Raw genomic sequence first — 22,548 nt, 5'->3', positions numbered from 1 at the left:
TTTTTTAGGGAGCCTGATTGGTGCTGAAGGCCTACAAATCGGCCTTGCGCACGCCGGAGGAATAACGCTTTTCCAGCCACATCAGCACGAGATTCGACAGCGTCGTGATCACGAGATAAACAGCGCCCGCGAGCAGCGTGAAAAAGAAGAACCGCAACGTGCCCTTGCCGGCGTCCTGCGCGGCCTTGACGACATCGGCGAGCCCGATGATCGATACCAGCGCCGTCGCCTTCACCATCACCTGCCAGTTGTTGCCAATGCCGGGGAGCGCGAAGCGCATCATCTGCGGGAACATGATCCGCGAGAAGGTCTGCCACGGTGTCATGCCGTAGGCCGCGCCCGCTTCGAGCTGGCCGCGCGGCACCGAGAGGAATGCGCCACGGAAAGTCTCGGTGAAATACGCGCCGTAGATGAACCCGAGCACGATCACGCCGGCCACGAACGGATCGATATCGATCTGATCCCAGCCGAGCAGGTCGGTCAGGTGGTTCAGCCAGATCTGGATGCTGTAGAAGAGCAGCAGCATGAGCACGAGGTCCGGAACGCCGCGAACGAGCGTGGTGTAGACCGTGCCGACGCCAGATGAAATGCGGTTTCTCGACAACTTCGCCGCCGCCCCGATCAGGCCGATCACGAATGCGAACACCAGCGACAAAACCGCCAGCTTGACGGTTTGCCATGTGCCCGAGAGGATGAGCGGCCCGTAGCCTTGCAGAAACATGGTGATTCCTTGATGACGTGCGCGTGGGGCGAGGGCTTGCGCCTTTTGCCCTTCCAACTGCGCTGTTGCCTGTTCAGCCGCGCTTTTTTCCCTGAAACTTCCGTTCGACCGCTCGCCTGATCCCTTTCACCGGCTCGCCCGGGTGTTCCAGTTCCTTGCGCCTCTTTTTACGTCTTCGTCCCGCTCCAGCCCGTGGCTGGCATGCTTGAACGCATGCCGCTGCAAGCCCTGGGCGGTGCCTATTCTAGATGTCCAAAATTGGTGCGCAGGGCCCGAAAGACGATTGAAAAGATAAAAAGCGCCTCGTCCCTGAACGCGAGTGATTGGCCTGAGCCGCTTTTGCTGCCTCTTTACTACTGTTCAACCGGCGGTCCGGCGCCATCCGGCCCGGAAAAGGCCGGTATTCTACCCGAAGCTCTTATGGCCACCAGTACCCGCGCGGCTTGCCGGCCTCACCCCGACCCCCGCGCCATATCGATTACACGCATTTTCAGGAAGGTGTGGTGCCTTCGCGGCCAGTTGTTCCGAAGCGTGTGCGCCCTTACATTCTCTCCATCGCAACATCACCGGGAGTTCGAAATGTTTGAAATTCGACGCGCAAACGAACGTGGCCACGCCAACCACGGGTGGCTGGACTCGTATCACAGTTTTTCTTTTGCAGGCTATGACGATCCTAAGCACGTGCATTTCGGCGCGCTGAGGGTGATCAACGAAGATCGCGTCGCCGCCGGCCAAGGGTTCGGCACGCACGGACATCGGGATATGGAGATCATCAGCTACGTGCTCGAAGGCGGCCTTGCGCACAAGGACAGCATGGGCAATGGCTCGACCATCCACCCCGGCGATGTTCAGCGTATGAGCGCCGGCACCGGCGTTCGGCATAGCGAATTCAATGGTTCAGCCACCGAACCCGCGCATTTCCTGCAAATCTGGATCATTCCGGACGCTGCGGGCGACGCGCCCGGCTACGAAGAAAAGCATTTCGACGACGCTGAAAAGCGTGGCCGCCTGCGGGTGATTGCATCGCCGCAAGGGCGGGACGGCGCGGTGAAGCTGGGCGCCGACGCGGAGCTTTACGCCGGTCTCTTCGATGGTGACGAGCGCGCCGAGTTCGACGTGCCCGCCGGGCGGCGCGTCTACGTGCACGTGGCGCGGGGCGCGATTTCGGTGAATGGCGAAGCGCTTTCTGCCGGCGATGCCGCGAAGATCGAGGATGTATCGAAGGTGACGCTTGACCGGGGAACCGGCGCTGAAGTCCTCCTGTTCGATCTGGCTTGAGGCTGATCACACGCGCTATTTAGCGAGTCGTAGCTGAAGAAAAGGCCGTGGACCAAAAGTCCACGGCCTTTTTATTGCGCAGGGTGACTCAATTAATCAAAGCATCAAGGTTGTACCGCCGATGCTCCCGCCGCCGGCGCGCCACGGTGCTGCTCCCAGCGCTGATGCATCTTTTCCTGGCGCTCGTGCATCTTCGCGAAACGCGCTTTCAATGCCGAACTGACCGTGGTCTTTTGCTGGTCATTCAGCGCGTTATAGAAGTTCAGCCACGCGGCGCTGGTCTGGTCACGCAACTGGGCGTTCTGCGCTTCGATCTTCTGATGCGCCGCATACATGGCGTTCAGATCCAGGATGGGCTGGTTCTTCATGGATTCCATTTGCGAGCGCATTTGCTGATGGCTTGCGCGCATTGCTTCATGGTTCTGTTTCATGGTTTGCAACGCGGATTGCCACAGCTTTTCCTGATCCGCGTTGAGATTCAACTGGCCGTGCAGCTTGTCCAGTTCCTTCTTCATGCGCATTTCCATGCCATGCCCGCGATGACCGCCGGGGCCTCCGGGACCACCTTCGGCCATCATCATGCCTGGGCCGCCCGGGGGCGGCGCATCCGGCGTGGCGGCGCTCGCGACGTTGGCTGTACCAATGGACAGCGCAAGCGCCGCCGCGGTAATGGCGAGGAATCGGGACTGCTTCAACATGGCGTACTCCTTTTTTGATTTGCGGAGCCCCATTGATTTGATCCGGTTTGTGGCCGGGTTCAAGCGGGGCTGATCCGATCTGGCAGCGTCGTCTCAGTCGTCGCGCCTTCGGTAAGACACAGCGTAGAGATTCGAGGCGATGCTCGTGTTACGAGCCGCCGCTGCGGTATTACGCCGGTTTACGCGCCGCTTTCGTAGTAACACCCGGTAACTGTTTACGGAGGGTTTGCGGCATCGGGAGGCCCGGACTGGCGTTAAACTGCGTCGCATGGCTACTCAAATACTTGTCGTCGACGACGACTCCGAACTGCGCGACCTTTTGCGCGACTATCTGGTCCGGCAGGGCATCGAGGTATCGGTGCTGCATGACGCGGGCACGCTCGAACGGCGCCTCGAACGCGAGCGCCCCGATCTGATCGTGCTCGACCTCATGATGCCGGGTGTCGACGGATTGACGGCGTTACGCAAGCTCCGCGCTTCAGGCGACGATATTCCGGTGATCATGCTGACCGCGCGTGCTGACGACGTGGACCGCATTGTCGGACTTGAACTTGGCGCCGACGATTACCTCGGCAAGCCGTTCAATCCGCGGGAACTGCTCGCGCGCGTGCAGGCCGTCTTGCGCCGCCGCCGCACGATTCCTTCGGCGGCGCCCGAGCAGCGCGAGCCGTTTTCGTTCGGGCGTTTCCGGCTGGACTTCCAGTCGCGCACGCTGCATCAGGACGAGACGCCGCTGACGCTGTCCGGCAGCGAATTCGCTCTGCTGAAGATTTTTGTCAATCACCCCATGCGCACGCTTACGCGTGAACGTCTGCTCGAACTGCTGCACGGTCCGGAATACGACGGCACGGACCGGGGTATCGACGTCCAGGTGTGGCGTCTGCGCCGGATTCTGGAGACAGATCCGTCCACGCCGCGCTTTATCCAGACGGTGCGCGGACGCGGTTATGTGTTCGTGCCCGACGGCGAGCAAAATGCGTCGGCCCATTGATTCGCTGTTCGGCCGGCTGGTCGTGCTCGTCATCGGCGTGCTGGTGTTGTCGCACGTCGCGTGGTTCGCCGTCATCCGGGTCGAGCGTGATCAGACGCAAACGCGGTATGCAGTAGAAGAGGCCACGTTTCTGGTCGACGCCGTGCGGCAGCACATCGCGAATTCGCCGGACCAGCCGCTGCCCTCGAGCGTCCATGTGGTCGCCCCGACCAGTCCCGACGTTCCTCGTCCACTCGCCGACGCCGATACCGATCGCGTGCCGCCGCCGTTCGCGCGGTTTATCGAAGACTTGCGGGATCGTCTGCCCGATGGCACCGATGTCCGTGTCGGCGAACCCGGCGGTCCGCCAAGTCTGTGGGTGCGTGGCGCACGCGATGCGAACTGGATCGTCGTGCCCGTTCAACCGCTGCGTCCGCCGCGTTCGCGCGACCGCATGCTGCTGTGGCTCGCCATCATTTTCACGACTGCGGTCATGGCTGCGTTGCTCGCCGCCTGGCAGCTCCAGACACCGTTGCGTTCGCTTGCACAAGCCGTTGGGCGTTTTGGCCGTGGCGAGCCTACGCCGCCGGTTCCGGAACGCGGCCCGCGCGAGTTGCGGCAATTGACACATGGTTTCAACCAGATGGTGCGCGAAGTGGCGCAGGCGGAAAGCGATCGCGCCGTGATGCTCGCGGGCGTGGCGCACGATCTCAAGACGCCGCTTGCGCGGCTGCGTTTGCGCGCCGAAATGATGGAAGAGGCGAAGCTGCGCGATGGCGTGGTGCGCGACGTGGACTCAATGGCGCATATCGTCGATCAGTTCCTGGTGTTCGCGCATGACGGCACGGACCGGAGTGAACCGGTGGAAGTCGATCAGCAGTGCGAGCGGATCGCGCGGAGTTACCGGGCGGTTGCGCCGGGCGCTCAGCCAGTCCAGACGCGGCTCACCGCGGGGCGCGGGTTTGCAATGCCTGCGGCGACGCTCGACCGGTTGCTGTCAAATCTTCTCGACAACGCTCACGCCTACGGCGCGCCCCCCGTTGTGATCGAGACCATGCGCGGCGCGAATGGCTGGGTTTTGCGCGTGAGCGATAGCGGCGGCGGCATAGCCGCACAGGATCTCGTCAAGGCCAGCCGGCCGTTCGTTAGGCTCGATCCGGCGCGCGGCGGCAGCGGCCACAGCGGGCTGGGTCTTGCTATTGTGGAACGGCTGGTGCGGCGCGCGGGCGGCGAGTGCGATATCCGTAATCGCGAGGAAGGCGGCCTGTCGATCGCAATGACTTTCCCGTTCGATGTCGTGGCGAAAGCCGCGGAACAACTGCACGTTGACGGCGTACTGAAGCACGCCTGAGGTGGGGCGTTGAGCTGCCCCCCGTCGGCCAAGCTTCAATCAAACAAAGTATTGAGCGCGGAAGCCGCTTCACTGTCGACCGTGTTGTAGGTCACGGTGGCGGCCTCGAAAATATAGTGCGTGGTGTATTTCCCCAGCCTTCCCAGAATCTCTTCCTGAATGACTTCAGGCGCCACATCGAGCCTCAAATACCAGGTCGTGGACGAGAGCCGCGTCTGGAACGCGCCATACTCGGCCAGTAAGTGATCGAATGCTTCAGCGTCCTGATCGCGGCAGACAATGACCAGATTTCCCTTCATTCACCCCTCCTGATAACGGCAGATATTCGACTTCAAAAGTCGATAATACCTGCTGTCACGCCGCTTGCCCCAGTAGCCCTTCCGGCCAACCCTGCGTCCAGGCAATATCAGGCGGTCTCGGGATGACGCGGCATTGGCGGGATGCTGTCGGCGGGATGCACTTCGCTGCGGTCGCGGCCGCCCGATTTTGCCGCGTAGAGCGCCAGGTCGGCGCGTTTGAGCAGGTTTTCCGCCGTGTCGCCATCGCACAACGCGGTGATGCCGATGCTCACGCTCAAAGCGGTGTCGTCAGGCAGATGAGCGCAATGCTCCTGGTTGAAGCGCTTGCGCAGGCGTTCGAGCACCGCGTGGGCATCGGCGAGAGACGTTTGCGGCAGCAGCAGTCCGAATTCCTCGCCGCCAAGCCGGCCGACGCCATCGCTTGCGCGCAGTTGTTCCTCGCACATCCGCACGAAATGCTCGAGCGCGCGGTCGCCGGTCGCGTGGCCAAAACGGTCGTTGACCTGCTTGAAATGGTCCAGGTCGGCAATCGCGACGGACAAAGGCGTACCCGAGGCGCGGGCGATCTCGACTTCGCGGCGCAGGGTGTCGAGGAAATATCGCCGCGATAAAGCGCCGGTCAGCGCGTCGTGGCGCGCCTCTGCCGAAAGCAGCGTGTTGGCCGACTGCAACTGGTTGGCAAGATGCCGCGTCGCCCGGTGCAAGCGGCGCTCACGCAGGTACGACACGGTAATCACCACAGCCAGCCCGACCACGCCGAGCGCCGTCAGGAACACGAGCAGCTGGTCGCGCCGCTGATTGCGCACGATCTCGGACCAGTTCGGCAGCGGATGCACGATATGCGCTGCAAGCCCGGAATTGAGCCCGGTGCGTTCGTCGTAAAGCGCGGGCGCCGCGCCATCGCTGGTGCTGAACAAGCCGCTCGAAAGCGAGGGCGACAGCCACGGCGCGTCCGCCCGCACGCGCTCGCCTATATTGGTGATCCGCAAGGTCTGAAAGTCGACGCGCCGGTAGGCGTCGAGCCGCTCAGTGCGCGACATCTTCAGCACGGGCGAATCAGGCAGCACGCGGTTTTCGAGCTGGCTTTCGTTGGCCATCACGACCACGCCGTTGCTGTCGGTCACAAACGTCCCGGCGCGCGACACCCAATGCCGCAAGCGGTCGATACTCACTTTCGCAATCACGGCCCCGACAAGAAAGCCGTCGCGGTAAATCGGGGTAGCGATAAAAATCCCCGGATCGCCGTTCGTGCGCCCGACGCCGTATGTCTCGTTGAACGCGCCGAGCAGCGCCTTCTGGATATAGCCGCGCGCCCGCATGTCGATGCCGACAAAGCTGTTCGAATCGATGGCATTGCTCGACGCCACGCAAAACCCCTGAGTGTCGACGACCCAGATGTAGTCCAGCCCCGTAAAGCCGCGTGCGTTGCGCAGGAAGTTGTCGACTTTTTCGAGCGCCGGCACGGTCAGCCACTTCGCGCGCCGGTCGGCCGCGTTCAGCGCGGCGTCGGCGGAAAAGCCGTGCGGCTGAACCAGCGCGAGCTGGATCATGTCCATCTCCGCGATCGTCGCGGGAATGGCCCGGGACATGGCAAGGTCGCTGGCAATGATCTGCGCGGTGTTATCGACGATGGACGCCGCCATTTGGCGTTCCACATGCATTGAAGTGGCCAGTTCTTGCTGTACCATTCGGTCCGACACCAGTCCGGCGGCAACCCAGCACACGCATGCAAGCAACGCGCAACACAGCATTGCGATCGCACGGTGGAAGGTTGTCTTGTTCATCTAATCTGGCCTGTCTGACTGTCCCGCGGCCCCGCGCGACGAGCAATGTTATGAGTTTTGTGCCGGCACATGAGCATCTTACCGGGCGCGGCCGCGCGCGCCGATGGTACTTGCCCCAAGTGCTGTTGCTGATCGCCGACAGTCGCGCCGGTGAAAAAAGATGCATTGCCTGCCCGGAGCCGGAAACCTCGTCTGGAATGACTCCGAACCGGCTTCAGTTATTCCCGGATGTTCTGATTGGACGACGTTTTCTTTCGTCCATCAAGTTCCTTATCGGCGAGAACGTGCTTTTCTTGAACGATGCAGCGCGATTTGGCGTTTCCACCGGAACGCCCCGCCAGATAACGAAACGTAAACCAGCAGGCTGCGGTTGTGCCTGAAACAAAGGTTGGTGTAGTGTCGTGCCGTCCTGAAACAGGCGTGAAACCGGTACAGCGCCGGCAGACAAGAATACAGACGCCGGACGACGCCCTGGATTTGGGCGCACCGGCCGCAACAAGCCTCAACGGGGAGGGCGTGTAATGGATTTTGGCTTTAACCTGACTCGCACGGCGAATGCTTCGGCGTGGCGTCTATTACCGAATCGATGGGACTTCGTCGCGTTCCCGCTGATCATCTGCATCCTCGCACTGACGGCGGTGGGTTTTCACGAGACGCTCGCCCCCATCTCGACGCTGCAGACGCAGGCCATCTCGCTGGATCCGTCGAATCTGCCCGAGTACGCGTTGCGCACCACGCTGCGCATGCTCGCCGCGATGGTGGCATCGCTCGTATTCACGTTGATCTACGGCACGCTCGCGGCCAAGAGCCGGCGCGCGTCGATTGTGCTCGTGCCGATCCTGGACATCCTGCAGTCGGTGCCGGTGCTCGGCTACATTTCGTTTACGGTCACCTTCTTTCTCGCCCTGTTTCCCGGGCGCGTGTTCGGCGCCGAACTCGCGGCGATCTTCGCCATTTTCACGAGTCAGGCGTGGAACATGACGTTCAGCTTCTATCAGTCGCTGCGCACGGTGCCGCGCGACCTGGACGAAGTCTCGCGCGGCTTTCACCTGACGAACTGGCAGCGCTTCTGGAAGCTCGAAGTGCCGTTCTCCATGCCGGGCCTCATCTGGAACATGATGATGTCGATGTCCGGCGGCTGGTTCTTCGTGGTCGCCTCCGAAGCAATCGTGGTGGGCAACCGGACCATCGTGCTGCCGGGTATCGGCGCGTATCTGGCCACGGCTATCGGCGAGCGCAATCTCGGCGCGATCGGCTGGGTGATCCTGGCCATGACGGTCGTGATCCTGGCCTACGATCAGCTCATGTTCCGCCCGCTCGTCGCGTGGGCCGACAAATTCCGCATGGAAAACACGAGTTCGGGCAACGTGCCGGAGTCGTGGCTGCTCGACCTGATCCGGCGCACGCGCCTGATTCACCAGTTGCTGGTGCCGGCCGGCTGGCTGATCGGCAAGCTCGCGCGCGTGCCGCTGAAGTTGCCGTCGCTGCAAGGCGTGAAGCTGCCGCTTCTGGCGAGCGCCGCGACCGTGTTCACATCGACGCCGGGGAGGGCACGCAATGCTTCCCGCATCGGCGATATTGTCTGGGCGTCGGTTGTCGTGGCGCTGACCGTGCTGGTGGTCTGGAAGGTCACCGTCTTCGTCTCGTCTGGCGTGTCGTGGGGCGAAGTCGGACATGTGTTCTGGCTCGGGCTGATCACGCTCTTTCGTGTTGTGGTGCTGATCGCGATTGCATCGGTGATCTGGGTGCCGATCGGCGTGCTGATCGGGCTGCGGCCGGCGCTTGCGAGCAAGATCCAGCCGCTCGCGCAGTTTCTCGCGGCTTTCCCGGCGAATTTGCTGTTCCCGGTGTTTGTCGTGGTGATCGTGAAGTTCAACCTGAATCCGGATATCTGGCTTTCGCCGCTGATCGTGCTCGGCACGCAGTGGTATATCCTTTTCAACGTGATCGCCGGCGCGACGTCGTATCCGAACGATTATCGCGAGGCCGCGGCCAATTTCCAGATCAAAGGCTGGCAATGGTGGCGCCAGGCCATCTTGCCGGGCATCTTCCCGTATTACGTGACTGGCGCAATCACGGCGTCGGGCGGGGCGTGGAATGCGAGCATCGTGGCCGAAGCGGTATCGTGGGGAAACACGAAGATCGTGGCGCACGGGCTTGGCGCGTACATCGCGGAAAGCACGGTCAACGGCGATTATCCGAAGATCATTCTCGGGATCGCGGTGATGTCGCTGTTTGTCACGCTCTTCAACCGGCTCTTGTGGCGCCCGTTGTTCGCCTTCGCCGAAGCGCGTTTGCGGCTGGATTGAGCAGCCGGTCAGGTCAGCCGAATTTTTAATGTCAGGTCGCGAGCGGCCACACCATTTTTGTAATCAGCAACACGCGAGCGCCCATGCCAACGCAGACGAATCCTTCCACCCATACGCCGCCGTCGTCGCCCACGCCTCCGCGTCTCGGCCGCGAAATATTGCACGTCGATCAGGTCAGCCGCGGCTTCAACAAGACGCAGGGCGAGCTGCTCGTGCTCGAAGACGTGAACCTGAAGCTGCACGAGGGCGAGATCGTAGGACTTCTCGGCCGTTCCGGGTCGGGGAAATCGACGCTGCTGCGGATCATCGCCGGCCTGATCGAACCGACGGGCGGCCAGGTCACCTATCTGAACGAACCGCTGAACGGCCCGGCAAAGGGCGTCGCGATGGTGTTCCAGACCTTCGCGCTGTTCCCGTGGCTCACCGTGCTGCAGAACGTGGAAGCGGGTCTGGAAGCGCAAGGCGTGCCGTCCAAAGAGCGGCGCGAGCGCGCGCTGGCCGCAATCGACCTGATTGGTCTCGATGGCTTCGAAAACGCGTATCCGCGCGAGTTGTCGGGCGGGATGCGTCAGCGTGTGGGCTTTGCGCGCGCGCTGGTCGTCGACCCGACGTTGCTGCTCATGGACGAGCCGTTCTCCGCGCTCGACGTGCTGACCGCCGAGAACTTGCGTACCGATCTGCTCGACCTGTGGACGCAAGGCAAGATGCCGATCAAGTCGGTGCTGATCGTCACGCACAACATCGAGGAAGCGGTGTTCATGTGCGACCGGATCCTAGTGCTGGCATCGAATCCGGGGCGGGTGATGGCCGAGATTCGTGTCCCGTTCAAGCACCCGCGCAATCGTCTTGATCCTGCGTTCCGGCGCCTGGTCGACGATATCTACGCCAAGATGACCGCCCGTCAGCTCGGCGAAGAAAAGAAGAAGGGGCTGGAACTGAGCAGCTGGTTGCCGCAGGTATCGACCAACCTGATGGCGGGCTTGATCGAGACGCTTGCCGCAGATCCGTACCATGGCCGCGCGGACATGCCGGAAATCGCGCGGACGCTGCATCTGGAAGTGGACGACCTGTTCCCCGTTGCGGAAGTGCTGCAGCATCTCGGTTTCGCCGATGTCCGCGAAGGCGATATTTTCCTGACGCCGCCGGCGCGCGTATTCGCCGAGTTTGGCACGCAGGAACGCAAGATGATGTTCGCGGAGCATTTGCTGCGGCATGTGCCGCTCGCCGCACGGATCAAGAAGGTCCTGAACGAGCGGCCGGGGCATCGCGCGCCGCGTGTGCGTTTCGAACAGGAACTGGAAGATTTCCTCTCCGATAAAGCCGCCGAGGAAACGCTCGACGCCGTCATCAACTGGGGCCGTTACGGCGAGATTTTCTCGTACAACGACCAGACGGAGATTTTCAGCCTGGAAGACGTGGAGTCTTGATGTTCCATTGAGACGCCCGTCATACGGCGCGGGATAAAAAACGCGGCGCTCTGGAAACAGACGCCGCGTTTTTTGCATTCTGACGTGCTGAATCTTGTAGCCGATAGACCGTTTTGCTTCTATTCGATCGACGAACGCGGGTGATTGCATGCGTGTACCGCAACGTCACGACAGGCTGTTTCACATTGGCCGAAAACCCTTACCCATTATGGCGTCCAGCGGTTTCAAAAGGCTGCATCGGATCGCTTTCCACAAGATTGATGAAGCGCAAAACGTGCTCTACGCTGGGAATCCCGTCTCGCTGGCAGCGAAACAAGGAGCCCGGAACGATGCGTCTTCCCCGCTTGCCGTTAGCACGCAGAAGGTTCCTGCGAACAAAACGGCTGTCGAGTTTCACGATTGGCGTGACGTGGCTGTTGCGCATGCCTTCCGCGCTTGGCAACTGCGATAACTTCGCGCCCGTCAGCGGCGAAACCGCCACGTGTGACTCGAACTTGCCGAATCCATCGGCGGCGGGTGTTGTAGCCGCTGCGGGAAGCACCAGCGTGACCGTGCGCATTCAGCCGGGCGCCGGCATCAGCGTGAGCGGCAGCAGCGCTGTCGTCGTACATGATTCGAGCATGGTGATGAACCGCGGCGCGCTGCAAGTGACAGGTGATTTCTCCGATGCCATCGACGCTCTAGGCAGTCGTAACAGCCTCGTCAACGACGGAGCGATCACAACGACGGGCGTGCGCTCGTACGGCCTCTACGCAAACGGGACGCCGGGCAATAACACCCTGACGAACCACGGTTCCATCGATACCTATGGTTCGAACGGACACGGCATTGTTTCCCTCGATGCCTCGCCCGGTCTGGTCACGAACACGGGTTCCGTCGTTGCGCACGGACCCGACGGGCTTGGCGCATTCTTCGCGCAGAAAGTCACGCTGGTGAACGCGGCCGGAGCGCACATCGCGAGTGACCGGGACAACGGCATCGACGCCAACGGAGGCGGCGTCTTCACCAACGCCGGGACGATCGCAGGCGGCAATGTGGGGATTTCCGTTGTCGGCGGCGATGCGGATATTGTGAATAGCGGCGCGATCACGGGCGGCAGCAATCTTGCGATTTCGTCCACTGGTCCGTATGCCGTCACGATCACGAATACGGGGACGATTGCGAGTGGCGGCGGTGTCGCCGTGTGGACCGACACCGGCACGAACACATTCAACATGAATGGCGGCACCGTGAGCGGGCTGATCCGGCAAGGCACGGGCGTCAACACGTTCGTCATGCGTGCAGGCCAGGTCGATGACATCGATCAGGGCGGCCCGCAGCCGCGCTTCACATTGAGCGGCGGTCGCGTACTCGGGAATTTGACTAACGGCGGCACGGCGACGATTACCGGTGGCCGCATCGGCAACGTTGCGCTGACGGCAGCGCAAAACACGTTCGCGATGTCGGGTGGGGTGATTGACGGCGCGGTGACGCTCGGCAACGGCGCGAATGCCATCACGGTGTCGGGCGGCTCCATTGCACGCGGGCTCGCAGCGGGCGATGGACAAAACACGTTCAGATGGCTCGAAGGCGGGGTGATTGGCGGCGCAGTCACATTCGGCGCGGGACAAACCTCGGCCACGCTGTCGAACCTGAGCGACGCGCAACTTGCGTCCACATCCATCTTCGATGCCGGCACGGGCCTCGACACACTCACGTTCGATCACGTCGATGCAAACGCCCCAAGCCGTTTCGTGAACTGGGAAAGCATTGCAGTGACGAACGCCAGCCGTCTGACGCTCGATGCCCGAAGCATCACGCTTGGCGATGCCGGGACACGAACGGGCTCGCTCAACATCGATTCAACCAGTTCACTTGCGTTCAATGGCGGCGGTTTATCGGCGATCACGGCGATCACGGCGATCAGGGCGGCCGCGCCCGGCGCGCGCGTGGTGGTGAACAATGCGGGCATCATCGACTTGACCGGCGGCACGCGCAATACGCTGGTGGTGGGCGGTGACTATGTGGGGCGCTCGGGCCGCCTGTTCGTGCAAAGCGTCCTGGGTGCGGATGATTCGCCGAGCGGAAAGCTGGTGATATCGCAGGGAAGCGCCACAGGCGATACGTCGATTGGCGTGAGGAATGCGGGTGGCGCGGGCGCATTGACGCTGGCCGATGGAATCATGGTCGTGCAGACCGTCCAGGGCGCAACGACGGCGCCGACGGCGTTTTCGTTGGCAAGCCCGGTCAAGGCAGGCGCGTTCACCTACTACTTGTTTCGAGGCGGCGGTGCTGCCGGAACTGCCGATAACTGGTACTTGCGTTCAAGCGTGGCGACGGTCCCTCCGGTAACGCCAGTGCCACCGGTCACGCCGGTGCCTTCAGTCACACCTGTGCCGCCGGTAACGCCAACCGAGCCGCCAGCGCCTCCGGCGCCATCGGAGCCGATTGCGCCCCAGCCGCCGCCTTTGCCACCTTCAACTCCATCCACATCAACGCCGCTCTATCGTATTGAAGTACCGCTCTATGCTGCGATCCCGTCGCTCACGCGCGATCTCGTCATCGATCAGATCGGCACTTTTCACGACCGGCACGGCGACCAGTCGCAGCTCGATGAAACCGGCACGCTGCCCGCAACCTGGAGCCGCGTCTGGGGCGACCACGCGCGCGTCAGCAGCGACACGGGCGTCGATCCCCATTTCAGCGGTTTTACAGGCGGCACGCAGATCGGCCAGGACATCTACGCCGATACCACCCCGTCAGGACATCGGAATCACTATGGTTTGCTGTTGGGCGCAGCACGCGCCTCGGGCAACGTCACTGGCTTCGCGCTCGGCATGCCATCGGCTCCGGCGGGCGATGTGGCTGTGGATTCGGCGAGCGCGGGCGCGTACTGGACGCATATCGGTGCGGGCGGCTGGTACACCGATACGATCGTCACCGGCAGCGCGTTGACGATCAAACCGTCATCGAACGATGGCGTCAGGTTGACCACGCATGGCCGCTCGATTGCAGGATCGGTAGAAGCGGGGTTGCCGCTCGTGCTGCCGGCGGAATTGCGCATTGAGCCGCAGGTGCAGGTGATCTGGCAGCACGTGTCGATAAACGACGTGAACGACGGCATCTCGAGCGTCACCTTCAGCAACCCCGGTTCGTTCGCGGCCCGTCTGGGACTGCGCCTGTCTGGCCGCTGGCAAGCGGGCGGGGCCGCGTGGCAGCCGTACGCGCGTGTCAATCTCTGGCGTTATTTCGATGCGTCGAGCAACGTAGGCTTTGGCGATTCCACCACGATGCCGGTGCAATCATCGGCGACGCTGGCTGATTTTCAAACCGGCGTGGCAGTCAATATCGGCGTGCGCGCAAGCCTGTTCGCAAACGTCCATTACGCGATGAACGTGGGCGGCGCCACGCGGGCGACCGTAGGCGGCGATGCGGGCGTGCGCTGGCGCTGGTAGGCGCACGGCCAGGCTCGCGCCGATGCGTTACTGCAGGTTCCCCCAGCGCGCGACAGCCGGTTCCGCCGATGCCCACTTCCAGCCGCCGGTATTGTCGTTGCCCTTGCAGGCCTGGGCGAGGAACCAGTCCTGATGCGCATCGGGCTTGTCGCCGTCGGCCACCGAGAACGCGAACTCGCGGCAGGTCGCAAGCGCGCTGCTGAACTCGCGCAACACGCGCACGTTGCCGTGACCGTTCTCCACCGGCAACGCATGCTTCACCTGCCACGCTTTTTCATCGCCGACTGGCAGATCGCCCGCTGTCGTCGCAATGGCGATTTGCTGGTCGCTGTGCAGGCGCTTCATGAGGCGCGCGACGGCTTCGTCGGTGGCCGCCTGGACGGCAATGCCCACGCCAAAACCGATCGCCGGATTGCTCGTGACGACACCCGTGGATACGCCCGCTGCCGCACCGGCCGCCGCGCCAATCGATGCACAGCCGCTCATGAATACACAGCTCGCCGCCACGCCGGCCGCGAGCATCAGGCTAAGGCCGGGCCTCATTGCAGCGCACCCCAACGCGGCGTGGCAGGTTCCGCCGACGCCCACTTCCAGGTCTGTCCGTCACGGCAGATCGAGGCCACGTAGAAGCCGCTGTCGGCGGGCTTGTCCTTCTTGGCGTCGGTGTCTACCGAAAAGACGATTTCCTTGCAGTCGAGCGTGCCGGTGCTGATGGTGCGGCTGACCGTCACGCGGCCCTTCTCGTCGGGCTCGATCGGCACGGTATGCACCGCGGCCCATGTCGCCACCGCGCCGACCGCGAGCGGTCCGGCCGCGCCCGCGATCCGGTCTTGCGTGTAGGTATGCATCACGCGCTGGCTGTACTGAACGCCGGCCTTCGCGGCCGCAACCGCGCCCAGGCCGATACCGGTCGCAACGGCAGCATTGCTGGTCACGCTGCCCGCAATCGCCGCACCGCCGATACCCGCGCCTGCCACAGCGCCTTCGCTATATAGAGAGTTACAACCTGAAAGGGTGAAGCATGCGATGGCTCCCATCAGGAGCGTTGCCATTGTCGCGGCGTGAGCCGGACGCCGGTGAATCGATTTCTGCATGATGCTGTTCCTTCCTCACCTTTCTTTATTCTTTCGATGACGGCAACCGGCTTGCTTGTGCGAAATCCAAGCGAGCAACACATAGCAAACGGAGCGCCCGGGCATTTTGAATGACGTAACGAAGAGGCGGGCGAAGAAATTTGCAAGAAATTGCAAATAAGGGGAACGTGTTGCGTCGAATGAAAAACTGGCGTGACAGTTGGGAGTGTCGATGGACCCGGCGAACGGATCCATCGACTTCTTGCTTTCAGCCTTCCGTCCCGGCCGGCGCCGAGGGCTCCGCCTCACCGCCTTCGTCCTCATAAGTGCCGAGGCGGTTATAAAGCGTCTTGAGACTCACGCCGAGTGCCTTGGCGGCGCGGCGTTTATCGCCACTGCAATGCTTGAGCGTGCCGAGGATGATCTGCTTTTGCGCATCGGCGAGGGGCGTACCAACCCACACGTTCATGGCATCGCCCTGCGTGACCGGCTTCTTCACGCGCGACGCCAGATGCGGATGCGCGATCTCCACCGTCTTCTCGGCAAGAATGAATGCGCGATAGACCGTGTTCTTCAACTCGCGCACGTTGCCTGGCCACGAGTACGTGCGCAACATGTCGATGGCGCGTTTGCTGAACGATTTGCTCGTGCCTTCCTGTGCATTCATCTCGGCGAGAAAATGCTGCGCCAGGAATTCACGGTCGCTGTCGCGTTCGCGAAGCGGCGGCGCGCGTAAGGGAAACACCGCCAGCCGATACATCAAATCCTCGCGCAAGCCATTCTCTTTTACCGCCACGATAGGATCGCGATTGGTCGCAGCGATTACACGAACGTCGGAATGAATCAGCTCATTACCGCCAACGCGAAAGAACGTTCCAGTTTCAAGCGCGCGCAAGAGCTTGACCTGGCGCACGGGCGACATCTCCGTCACTTCATCCAGAAACAACGTTCCGCCATTTGCATGTTCGAAATAACCAAGGCGTCCCTGGACCGCGCCTGTAAAACTGCCTTTCTCATGCCCGAAGAGTTCGGGTTCGATGAGGTTATCGGGAATCGCGCCGCAATTGACCGCAACGAACGGGGCGTCGCGCCGGGCGCTTTGATCGTGAATGGTACGAGCAATGAGTTCCTTGCCCGTTCCCGATTCACCGATGATCAACGCGGTGGCATCCGTACCGGCCACGCGTTCGATTTGCGAATAAAGCTCCATCATCACGGGTGATGAACCGTACAGAAGTCCATACGACTTCAGCCCGGCGATTTCTCCCGCGTTACGTTTCTTCTGCGATGGCGTATCGCCGGAGGCGACGGCCGGCGAGTCCAGATCGGTTGACGCCATGAGTCTTATGTCCTGCAAATGTTGTTCGGGCGACAGAGTTGGCCGGGCGCCGGGACAAGGCGGCAGCGCAGTGCTGCGCTGATTCCCACCCTATGTTGGCAGGGACGCAGGTTCGGCTCACTATCGCTGAAGGTGGCGAAGCATCGTTTTAATGACAGCAGGCGCGGGCGTTTCAAAGAAACGCGCGAGCGTGCAACTCATCTCGTAATCCGTATTTAACCATCCGCAACGACTTAGCGGCAACGTGCTTTGTTCAGCGCGAGTAATCGCAGCGGTATTAACCGCGCGATACGCCATATTGCGCGCAAACTCCGGAAAGCTTCACCGATAGAAAGCCGCATTTACACGCGCCGCACGTAATTGTTACGTGTGTTCTGACGATTTATGCAACCGAGGATCGTGCAGCGCGGCTGCGCCCGATCCACTGCCATCATGTCCTGGCCGATATGGCACGGTTTCTGCGTAACAGGTGGCATCTGCAATAGAACGGCCGTGACCCGGCACAGACAGCCATGGAAGATTCCCTTCATTTCGACATCCACGTGCAACAGCGCGCACGCCCCGTACGTCGTGCTCGTGCGCCGCATCGTGCCGACGAACGTCCGGAACTCCTGGCAGCCGAGCCGATCAACGTATATCACTGGGCCGCCGTGGCGTTCGTGACCGCGCTCATGTGCGTGGTGATGGCATGGGCCGCGGGCACACCCGCGCTTTCCCGCGCGGCGGGCGTGACGAGCTTCGTGTTCGCAGCGCTCGGCAGCGCGCTCGTGCTTGGCGGCATGCTGCGAGCGCTGCACACGCGTCGCACTGCGTCTGCATCGTGACGGGCGCAGGGCTGCGGCCGATCAATCACATGTCAATGGCAAGGGGTTTCAAAACATGAGTCAAACGACAGTCCAGATCTCTCTGGGCAAGCAGAAGATCATCGAGGACATCAAGGTCTTGTTGAACGATTCCGAGGAACTGGTGCGCCTGAGCGCATCGTTGCCTGCCGAAGGAGTAGACGCGTTGCGCACCCGCTTGCGCGATCACGTCGATACCGCCCGCCACGCACTGGAAGCCGCGCAAGCGGGCGCGCAGGACAGGTATCGTGCGAGCCTCGACGGCACCGTGCGCTACACGCGCGATAACCCGTGGCAAGCGCTCGGCATTGCAGCGGGCATCGGCTTTCTCGCGGGCATCATCGTTTCACGCTAAGCCATACCAAGACCCCGATCATCTGAAAACAAGGAGAGAAACAATGGCACGACCGAAGATCGGCTTGTTCGGCGCGTTGTTCGCGGTGGGAAGCGTACTCGCGTGGAAATGGGCGCAGGCGAAGCGCGACACCGCGAGACGCATCCCGCGCGACCTGAACCGGTGGGAAGACGAAGGCGGCAAGGTAATAACGCCCTCGACCACGGCAGCATCCGCGGCCCGGCCTCCCAAGGGAGCAAATGGAAGCAACGGGGCTATAGGAAGCACGCCGGACGCGTGGCACTTTCCGCACAGCTAAGTAAGCAACCAAGGGTCCGTGAATCGAGTCATGGAATGATTCAAACGCACGCTCCGGCGTGCGTTTCATCTTGATAAAGCCTTATAATCAATGTACCCACGGCAATAATCACGCTGTATGGCAATAGTTGCTCGACGCAGTGACGTTCCATCCGGCGAATCGGAAATACTTTCATCTTTCGGCGTGCTTGAGTTCAATCGGTGCGCATTCGGCCTGGTGGGCAAGCCTTGGTTGTTATGCGTTTCTCGCGTATGACGATGGTTGGCGCTCCCCGGAGACCTCCACGATGCATTCAGCATCGTGTGACCCTCAACGCTTTGGATAAATTCGAGACGCATGCCACACGTATTGATTGTCGATGACGATCCCAGTACCCGCGAGGCACTAGCCGCGATCATCGGCGAAGACGGACTGACGACAGCAACTGCCGGCGACCTGCGCGAAGCGCGGATTCAGCTCGTGCGCCAGACCCCCGACGTCGTGTTCACCGATCTCAAGCTGCCCGATGGATCGGGCGTCGACCTGTTCGAAGATCTCGATCCGCGTTCGGGCGTGGAGATCATCGTCATCACCGGACACGCGACCGTCGAGTCCGCCGTGAACGCGCTGAAAATGGGCGCGACGGACTACCTCGTCAAACCCATCAACATGCAGCGCGTAAAGGCGATCCTGAGCCGTCTGCCGCGCCCTGGCGACCTGAAGGCCGAGATTGGCACGTTGCGCGGCGAACTGCGCCGCATGGGCCGCTTTGGTTTGATGCTCGGCAATTCGCCAGCCATGCAGACCGTCTACGACCAGGTCGGTCGCGTGGCGCCCACGGCTGCTTCCGTGCTGCTGATCGGCGAGTCGGGAACCGGCAAGGAAGTCGCCGCGCAGACGCTCCATGAGCTGAGCCTGCGCCGCAAGCATTCGTTTATTGCTGTGAACTGCGGGGCGATCTCGCCGAACCTGATCGAATCGGAAATGTTTGGTCACGAGCGCGGGTCGTTCACCGGCGCCGACCGTCAGCACAAGGGTTATTTCGAACGCGCCAACGGCGGCACGCTGTTCCTCGATGAAATCACCGAGATGCCTATCGAGCTGCAGGTGAAACTCCTGCGCGTGCTGGAGACGGGCATGTTCATGCGCGTTGGCACGACCAAGGAACTCGAAACCGATGTACGCCTGATCGCTGCGACCAACCGCGATCCCGAGCAGGCCGTGCTCGAAGGCAAGCTGCGGCTTGACTTGTATCACCGGCTCAACGTGTTCCCGATCAACCTGCCGCCGTTGCGCGATCGGGGTACGGACGTGGAATTGCTCGGTCAGGCGTTCCTCGATGAACTCAATTCACGCTACAACACGAAGAAGACGTTTCCGGCTGCCGTGCGCGACATGCTGGCGTCGTATCCGTGGCCGGGTAACGTGCGTGAGTTGAAGAACTACGTGCAGCGCGCTTACATCATGTCGGGCGCCGAGTCGGACAGCACGGCGACGGTGCCGTTGCAGATCTCGTTGTCGAAGCCATCGGCGGGAACGGCCGTGACGATTCCGTTCGGCACATCGCTCGCCGAAGCGGATCGCCAGTTGATCCTTGCGACGCTCGAGCAATGCGGCGGTGTGAAGACGCGGGCCGCCGAGATCCTCGGCATCAGCCTCAAGACGCTCTACAACCGTCTGGTCGAATACGGCGACGACGCCGCCAGTAAAGCCGCAGAAAGCGAAGCGAGCGAAGTAGGCGACGCCGGTAGCCGCTAGTCACGTCTTTGCTGGAGCGACGCCCGTTCATCGGGACATCGAAAGATGTCTGCTTTGGACGGGCGTTTTTCGTTTGCACGCGCAATCTGAGCGCCGATAATGCAGGTGGGGCGCCGTGAATTGCAGGGCATGGCCCTTGCTGTGACTGGATGGTCGGCTCGCGGGTGTTGGTTCAGGCGTTTCGCAACATCAGATGTGAGCCGAATCGAGAGTCCTTGGCCGGATCCGCTTCGCGGGTCCGTACGAGTGTCACCATCATAAGATCCAGGGAGCCCGCCATGATCGATCTCGCCTCGCTGCAAAATGCATCACGTGCCAGGTTGCTCGCAATGTTGCACGCGCAGACCCCGCAACCGCCTGATCCTCCATTCACGCCCGAGCAACCGGCGCCGTCGCCGCAGGAACCGCCTGATACCGTTCCGGATCCGACACGCGAGCCGCCGTCGCCACCGAGCCAGCCGATCGGCGATCCGCCTCCTGCGCCGAACGAAACACCTCACGTTTCAGGCGCGTTTCATTGATAAGACGGCGTGCCGAGTTGCTTGAAGAATTTTCCATCCCGCTGTAGGCATTACAACGCATCAGGCAATAATGACCGAATAAGTTGCCATCATCCGGTCATTATTGCTTGACATATAGCGATCCGCCGCCGATTCAATCCCCGACGGCCTTCTTACCGGAGGCATCCATGAGGCATCCCGCACTGCGCCGTTCCGCGCGTCACACGTCCCGCCGCGAGGCACGCGCCGATTCCCTCAAGTCCTCGATGCCCCCAGCCCCCGAGACGCCGGTGGCGCCAGAAGTGGTCAAGGACCAACCGTCGGCTGATCCAGCCGGCCAGAACCGTCCCGCGCCGGGAACGCGACCTGACGGCGATCACAATCAGGGCGGGGTCCGCAAGGAAGGCATCGACTATCAGCGCGATCTGGGCTCCGAACAGGACGCCTGAATTAAGGCAGCGAAGCCCGCGCAAGCGCGTAACCGCAATCAAAAATCTTCTGTGCCGCACGCTCTTGTCAGAGGTTTTTGTTCGTCTGTCACATTTATACACACTTTTTATTTTCTGAATTGTAAAAACGGCACGTGTCTTGCATTGCTATTCCGGTCAATTCGAACGAGCAACGACAACTGATGAGGTGAAGCTGTAATGAGCAGATTGATCGTGGTATCGAACCGCGTCGCGCCTATCCAGGAAGGCAAGCCTGCTGCCGGCGGCTTGGCGATCGGCGTGCTGGACGCGTTGAAGGAGACAGGCGGTGTGTGGTTCGGCTGGAGCGGCGAGATCGTGGGCGAAGCATCGGCCCCTGTGGTGGAAAAGCGCGGCAACGTCACTTACGCGACGGTTGGGCTGACGCGGCGCGATTATGACCAGTACTACCGCGGTTTTTCGAACGCGACGCTTTGGCCGACGTTTCATTATCGGAATGACTTGTCGCGGTTCGATCGCGAGGAATACGCGGGTTACGCACGAGTCAATGCCGGCCTTGCGAGGCAGCTGAAACCCTTGCTCGAACCCGATGACATCATCTGGGTTCACGACTACCACCTCCTGCCGTTCGCGCAGGAATGCCGCGCGGCCGGCATCAAGAATCCCATCGGTTTTTTCCTGCACATCCCGTTTCCTGTCCCTGAGGTGCTTCGAACCGTGCCGCCGCACGAAGAACTGATCAAGGCGATGTGCAGCTATGACGTCGTCGGATTCCAGACCGATGCGGACAAGCAGTCGTTTGTGGATTACATCGAACGCGGAAACCTCGGGCATCTCAGCGAAGACGGCATGCTGCAAGCGCACGGCCACATGCTGAAAGTCGGCGCGTACCCCATCGGCATTTATCCGGATGCGATTGCTAAGGTCGCGGAGCAGTTCTCGAATCGCAAGCCGGTGAAAAGCCTGCGCGACAGCTTGCGCGGCCGGAAGCTGATCATGAGCGTTGACCGGCTTGATTATTCGAAGGGTCTCGCCGAACGTTTCCAAGCCTTCGAGCGCCTGTTGCTGCATGCGCCGGGATGGCATGGGCGGGTATCGATGGTGCAGATCGCGCCGCCGACACGCTCCGATGTGCAAACCTATCAACGCATCCGGCAGAACCTCGAGGGTGAAGCCGGGCGTATCAATGGCCGCTTTGCGCAGCTCGACTGGACGCCGATCCAGTATCTGAATCGCAAGTACGATCGAAATCTGCTGATGGCGCTGTTCCGCTTATCGCAAGTAGGGTATGTCACGCCGTTGCGCGACGGGATGAACCTCGTCGCGAAAGAATATGTGGCGTCACAAGATCCCGCCGATCCTGGCGCGCTTGTGTTGTCGCAGTTTGCGGGCGCGGCAGACCAAATGCCAGGTGCGCTCGTGGTCAATCCGTTCGACTTGTCGCAGATGTCCGAGGCGCTGGAACGGGCCTTATCGATGCCGCTTGCAGAGCGCCAGTCGCGTCATGCGGACATGATGGCGCCGCTGCGTGAGAACAACCTCTCCGTCTGGCGCGATTCCTTCTTGCAGGATCTGCGCAGCGTGGCCACTGCTGCCTCAGTGACGAAGAAAGCAGTACGGCAGGTTTCTGAAGCAAAGCGGCCGGCGCGCGTAGCAAGTTAAAACGCTTGCTCGCGCAGCAATACCCCGCGCCTGTTTATCCGGC

General features: G+C 61.7%; 21 protein-coding genes. 14 read left to right on the top strand and 7 right to left on the bottom strand.

Translation table 11 applies throughout. The features are described from left to right. Nucleotides 1-31: 31 nt before the first annotated feature. Complete coding sequence (hisQ, locus tag HB633_RS07670; protein ID WP_060817068.1) at nt 32-721, bottom strand: histidine ABC transporter permease HisQ; 690 nt, start codon at nt 719-721, stop codon at nt 32-34. A 579-nt stretch (nt 722-1,300) separates the two neighbouring features. On the opposite strand from hisQ, the gene HB633_RS07665 reads away from it, so the two are divergent. Then, nucleotides 1,301-1,999, top strand: coding sequence for a pirin family protein (locus tag HB633_RS07665; protein WP_213777504.1), 699 nt, complete (start codon nt 1,301-1,303; stop codon nt 1,997-1,999). Between the two features lie 104 nt (nt 2,000-2,103). On the opposite strand, the gene HB633_RS07660 is transcribed toward HB633_RS07665, so the two are convergent. Further along, nucleotides 2,104-2,697: a periplasmic heavy metal sensor gene (locus tag HB633_RS07660; RefSeq protein ID WP_213777503.1), complete on the bottom strand. Its 594-nt coding sequence runs from the start codon at nt 2,695-2,697 to the stop codon at nt 2,104-2,106. 268 nt (nt 2,698-2,965) lie between these two features. On the opposite strand from HB633_RS07660, the gene HB633_RS07655 reads away from it, so the two are divergent. Together HB633_RS07655 and HB633_RS07650 are read left to right on the top strand one after the other, a co-directional pair. After that, nucleotides 2,966-3,688 carry a response regulator gene (locus HB633_RS07655; RefSeq protein ID WP_031362548.1) on the top strand — a complete coding sequence of 241 codons (723 nt, stop codon included), beginning with the start codon at nt 2,966-2,968 and terminating at the stop codon, nt 3,686-3,688. Further along, nucleotides 3,672-5,018, top strand: coding sequence for an ATP-binding protein (locus tag HB633_RS07650; RefSeq protein WP_213777502.1), 1,347 nt, complete (start codon nt 3,672-3,674; stop codon nt 5,016-5,018). The genes HB633_RS07655 and HB633_RS07650 overlap by 17 nt, the downstream gene beginning before the upstream one ends. Nucleotides 5,019-5,053: 35 nt before the next feature. Here HB633_RS07650 and HB633_RS07645 read toward each other — a convergent pair whose 3' ends face one another. Next, nucleotides 5,054-5,317 carry a hypothetical protein gene (locus HB633_RS07645; protein WP_056352150.1) on the bottom strand — a complete coding sequence of 88 codons (264 nt, stop codon included), beginning with the start codon at nt 5,315-5,317 and terminating at the stop codon, nt 5,054-5,056. Nucleotides 5,318-5,424: 107 nt separating this feature from the next. Next, nucleotides 5,425-7,101 (bottom strand): sensor domain-containing diguanylate cyclase, encoded by a 1,677-nt coding sequence (locus HB633_RS07640; RefSeq protein ID WP_213777501.1) that lies wholly within the window; start codon nt 7,099-7,101, stop codon nt 5,425-5,427. 50 nt (nt 7,102-7,151) lie between these two features. Here HB633_RS07640 and HB633_RS07635 point away from each other — a divergent pair, with 50 nt between their 5' ends. The 4 genes from HB633_RS07635 to HB633_RS07620 all read left to right on the top strand — a co-directional run bounded on the left by HB633_RS07635 (nt 7,152) and on the right by HB633_RS07620 (nt 14,271). Continuing rightward, complete coding sequence (locus HB633_RS07635) at nt 7,152-7,481, top strand: hypothetical protein (protein ID WP_213777500.1); 330 nt, start codon at nt 7,152-7,154, stop codon at nt 7,479-7,481. 141 nt (nt 7,482-7,622) lie between these two features. Beyond that, a complete protein-coding gene (locus HB633_RS07630; RefSeq protein WP_213777499.1) occupies nt 7,623-9,410 on the top strand; it encodes an ABC transporter permease subunit in 1,788 nt (595 codons plus the stop codon). Nucleotides 9,411-9,493: 83 nt separating this feature from the next. After that, nucleotides 9,494-10,837: a nitrate/sulfonate/bicarbonate ABC transporter ATP-binding protein gene (locus HB633_RS07625; RefSeq protein ID WP_056352159.1), complete on the top strand. Its 1,344-nt coding sequence runs from the start codon at nt 9,494-9,496 to the stop codon at nt 10,835-10,837. Nucleotides 10,838-11,166: 329 nt separating this feature from the next. Beyond that, a complete protein-coding gene (locus HB633_RS07620) occupies nt 11,167-14,271 on the top strand; it encodes an autotransporter outer membrane beta-barrel domain-containing protein (protein WP_213777498.1) in 3,105 nt (1,034 codons plus the stop codon). A 27-nt stretch (nt 14,272-14,298) separates the two neighbouring features. Here the strand turns inward: HB633_RS07620 and HB633_RS07615 are convergent, their stop codons facing one another. The 3 genes from HB633_RS07615 to HB633_RS07605 all read right to left on the bottom strand — a co-directional run bounded on the left by HB633_RS07615 (nt 14,299) and on the right by HB633_RS07605 (nt 16,683). Next, nucleotides 14,299-14,814, bottom strand: coding sequence for a hypothetical protein (locus HB633_RS07615; protein WP_213777497.1), 516 nt, complete (start codon nt 14,812-14,814; stop codon nt 14,299-14,301). Next, nucleotides 14,811-15,323 carry a hypothetical protein gene (locus HB633_RS07610; protein ID WP_255580819.1) on the bottom strand — a complete coding sequence of 171 codons (513 nt, stop codon included), beginning with the start codon at nt 15,321-15,323 and terminating at the stop codon, nt 14,811-14,813. The genes HB633_RS07615 and HB633_RS07610 overlap by 4 nt, the downstream gene beginning before the upstream one ends. A gap of 289 nt (nt 15,324-15,612) precedes the next feature. Continuing rightward, nucleotides 15,613-16,683 carry a sigma-54 dependent transcriptional regulator gene (locus tag HB633_RS07605; protein ID WP_213777495.1) on the bottom strand — a complete coding sequence of 357 codons (1,071 nt, stop codon included), beginning with the start codon at nt 16,681-16,683 and terminating at the stop codon, nt 15,613-15,615. A gap of 512 nt (nt 16,684-17,195) precedes the next feature. Here HB633_RS07605 and HB633_RS07600 point away from each other — a divergent pair. From HB633_RS07600 to otsA, 7 genes are all read left to right on the top strand, one after another. Next, complete coding sequence (locus HB633_RS07600; RefSeq protein ID WP_213777494.1) at nt 17,196-17,507, top strand: hypothetical protein; 312 nt, start codon at nt 17,196-17,198, stop codon at nt 17,505-17,507. A gap of 55 nt (nt 17,508-17,562) precedes the next feature. Beyond that, nucleotides 17,563-17,880 (top strand): DUF883 family protein, encoded by a 318-nt coding sequence (locus HB633_RS07595; protein WP_213777493.1) that lies wholly within the window; start codon nt 17,563-17,565, stop codon nt 17,878-17,880. A gap of 43 nt (nt 17,881-17,923) precedes the next feature. Beyond that, nucleotides 17,924-18,178 carry a hypothetical protein gene (locus tag HB633_RS07590; protein ID WP_213777492.1) on the top strand — a complete coding sequence of 85 codons (255 nt, stop codon included), beginning with the start codon at nt 17,924-17,926 and terminating at the stop codon, nt 18,176-18,178. Nucleotides 18,179-18,514: 336 nt separating this feature from the next. Continuing rightward, the gene (locus tag HB633_RS07585) at nt 18,515-19,915 is read left to right on the top strand and encodes a sigma-54 dependent transcriptional regulator (RefSeq protein ID WP_213777491.1); all 1,401 of its coding nucleotides are present in this window, start codon (nt 18,515-18,517) and stop codon (nt 19,913-19,915) included. Between the two features lie 278 nt (nt 19,916-20,193). Continuing rightward, complete coding sequence (locus tag HB633_RS07580) at nt 20,194-20,436, top strand: hypothetical protein (RefSeq protein WP_213777490.1); 243 nt, start codon at nt 20,194-20,196, stop codon at nt 20,434-20,436. 167 nt (nt 20,437-20,603) lie between these two features. Next, nucleotides 20,604-20,864, top strand: coding sequence for a hypothetical protein (locus tag HB633_RS07575; protein WP_213777489.1), 261 nt, complete (start codon nt 20,604-20,606; stop codon nt 20,862-20,864). Nucleotides 20,865-21,062: 198 nt separating this feature from the next. Further along, complete coding sequence (otsA, locus tag HB633_RS07570; protein ID WP_213777488.1) at nt 21,063-22,505, top strand: alpha,alpha-trehalose-phosphate synthase (UDP-forming); 1,443 nt, start codon at nt 21,063-21,065, stop codon at nt 22,503-22,505. Nucleotides 22,506-22,548 lie beyond the last annotated feature (43 nt).

This window comes from Caballeronia sp. dw_276, from assembly GCF_018449635.1.
Lineage (GTDB): Bacteria > Pseudomonadota > Gammaproteobacteria > Burkholderiales > Burkholderiaceae > Caballeronia.
This window is presented reverse-complemented; position numbering and strand designations above follow the sequence as displayed.

Bases quoted from the DNA above. Each gene is read 5' to 3' on its own strand.
- hisQ (WP_060817068.1), bottom strand. From the start codon at position 721: ATGTTTCTGCAAGGCTACGGGCCGCTCATCCTCTCGGGCACATGGCAA.
- HB633_RS07665 (WP_213777504.1), top strand. From the start codon at position 1,301: ATGTTTGAAATTCGACGCGCAAACGAACGTGGCCACGCCAACCACGGG.
- HB633_RS07660 (WP_213777503.1), bottom strand. From the start codon at position 2,697: ATGTTGAAGCAGTCCCGATTCCTCGCCATTACCGCGGCGGCGCTTGCG.
- HB633_RS07655 (WP_031362548.1), top strand. From the start codon at position 2,966: ATGGCTACTCAAATACTTGTCGTCGACGACGACTCCGAACTGCGCGAC.
- HB633_RS07650 (WP_213777502.1), top strand. From the start codon at position 3,672: ATGCGTCGGCCCATTGATTCGCTGTTCGGCCGGCTGGTCGTGCTCGTC.
- HB633_RS07645 (WP_056352150.1), bottom strand. From the start codon at position 5,317: ATGAAGGGAAATCTGGTCATTGTCTGCCGCGATCAGGACGCTGAAGCA.
- HB633_RS07640 (WP_213777501.1), bottom strand. From the start codon at position 7,101: ATGAACAAGACAACCTTCCACCGTGCGATCGCAATGCTGTGTTGCGCG.
- HB633_RS07635 (WP_213777500.1), top strand. From the start codon at position 7,152: ATGAGTTTTGTGCCGGCACATGAGCATCTTACCGGGCGCGGCCGCGCG.
- HB633_RS07630 (WP_213777499.1), top strand. From the start codon at position 7,623: ATGGATTTTGGCTTTAACCTGACTCGCACGGCGAATGCTTCGGCGTGG.
- HB633_RS07625 (WP_056352159.1), top strand. From the start codon at position 9,494: ATGCCAACGCAGACGAATCCTTCCACCCATACGCCGCCGTCGTCGCCC.
- HB633_RS07620 (WP_213777498.1), top strand. From the start codon at position 11,167: ATGCGTCTTCCCCGCTTGCCGTTAGCACGCAGAAGGTTCCTGCGAACA.
- HB633_RS07615 (WP_213777497.1), bottom strand. From the start codon at position 14,814: ATGAGGCCCGGCCTTAGCCTGATGCTCGCGGCCGGCGTGGCGGCGAGC.
- HB633_RS07610 (WP_255580819.1), bottom strand. From the start codon at position 15,323: ATGGCAACGCTCCTGATGGGAGCCATCGCATGCTTCACCCTTTCAGGT.
- HB633_RS07605 (WP_213777495.1), bottom strand. From the start codon at position 16,683: ATGGCGTCAACCGATCTGGACTCGCCGGCCGTCGCCTCCGGCGATACG.
- HB633_RS07600 (WP_213777494.1), top strand. From the start codon at position 17,196: ATGGAAGATTCCCTTCATTTCGACATCCACGTGCAACAGCGCGCACGC.
- HB633_RS07595 (WP_213777493.1), top strand. From the start codon at position 17,563: ATGAGTCAAACGACAGTCCAGATCTCTCTGGGCAAGCAGAAGATCATC.
- HB633_RS07590 (WP_213777492.1), top strand. From the start codon at position 17,924: ATGGCACGACCGAAGATCGGCTTGTTCGGCGCGTTGTTCGCGGTGGGA.
- HB633_RS07585 (WP_213777491.1), top strand. From the start codon at position 18,515: ATGCCACACGTATTGATTGTCGATGACGATCCCAGTACCCGCGAGGCA.
- HB633_RS07580 (WP_213777490.1), top strand. From the start codon at position 20,194: ATGATCGATCTCGCCTCGCTGCAAAATGCATCACGTGCCAGGTTGCTC.
- HB633_RS07575 (WP_213777489.1), top strand. From the start codon at position 20,604: ATGAGGCATCCCGCACTGCGCCGTTCCGCGCGTCACACGTCCCGCCGC.
- otsA (WP_213777488.1), top strand. From the start codon at position 21,063: ATGAGCAGATTGATCGTGGTATCGAACCGCGTCGCGCCTATCCAGGAA.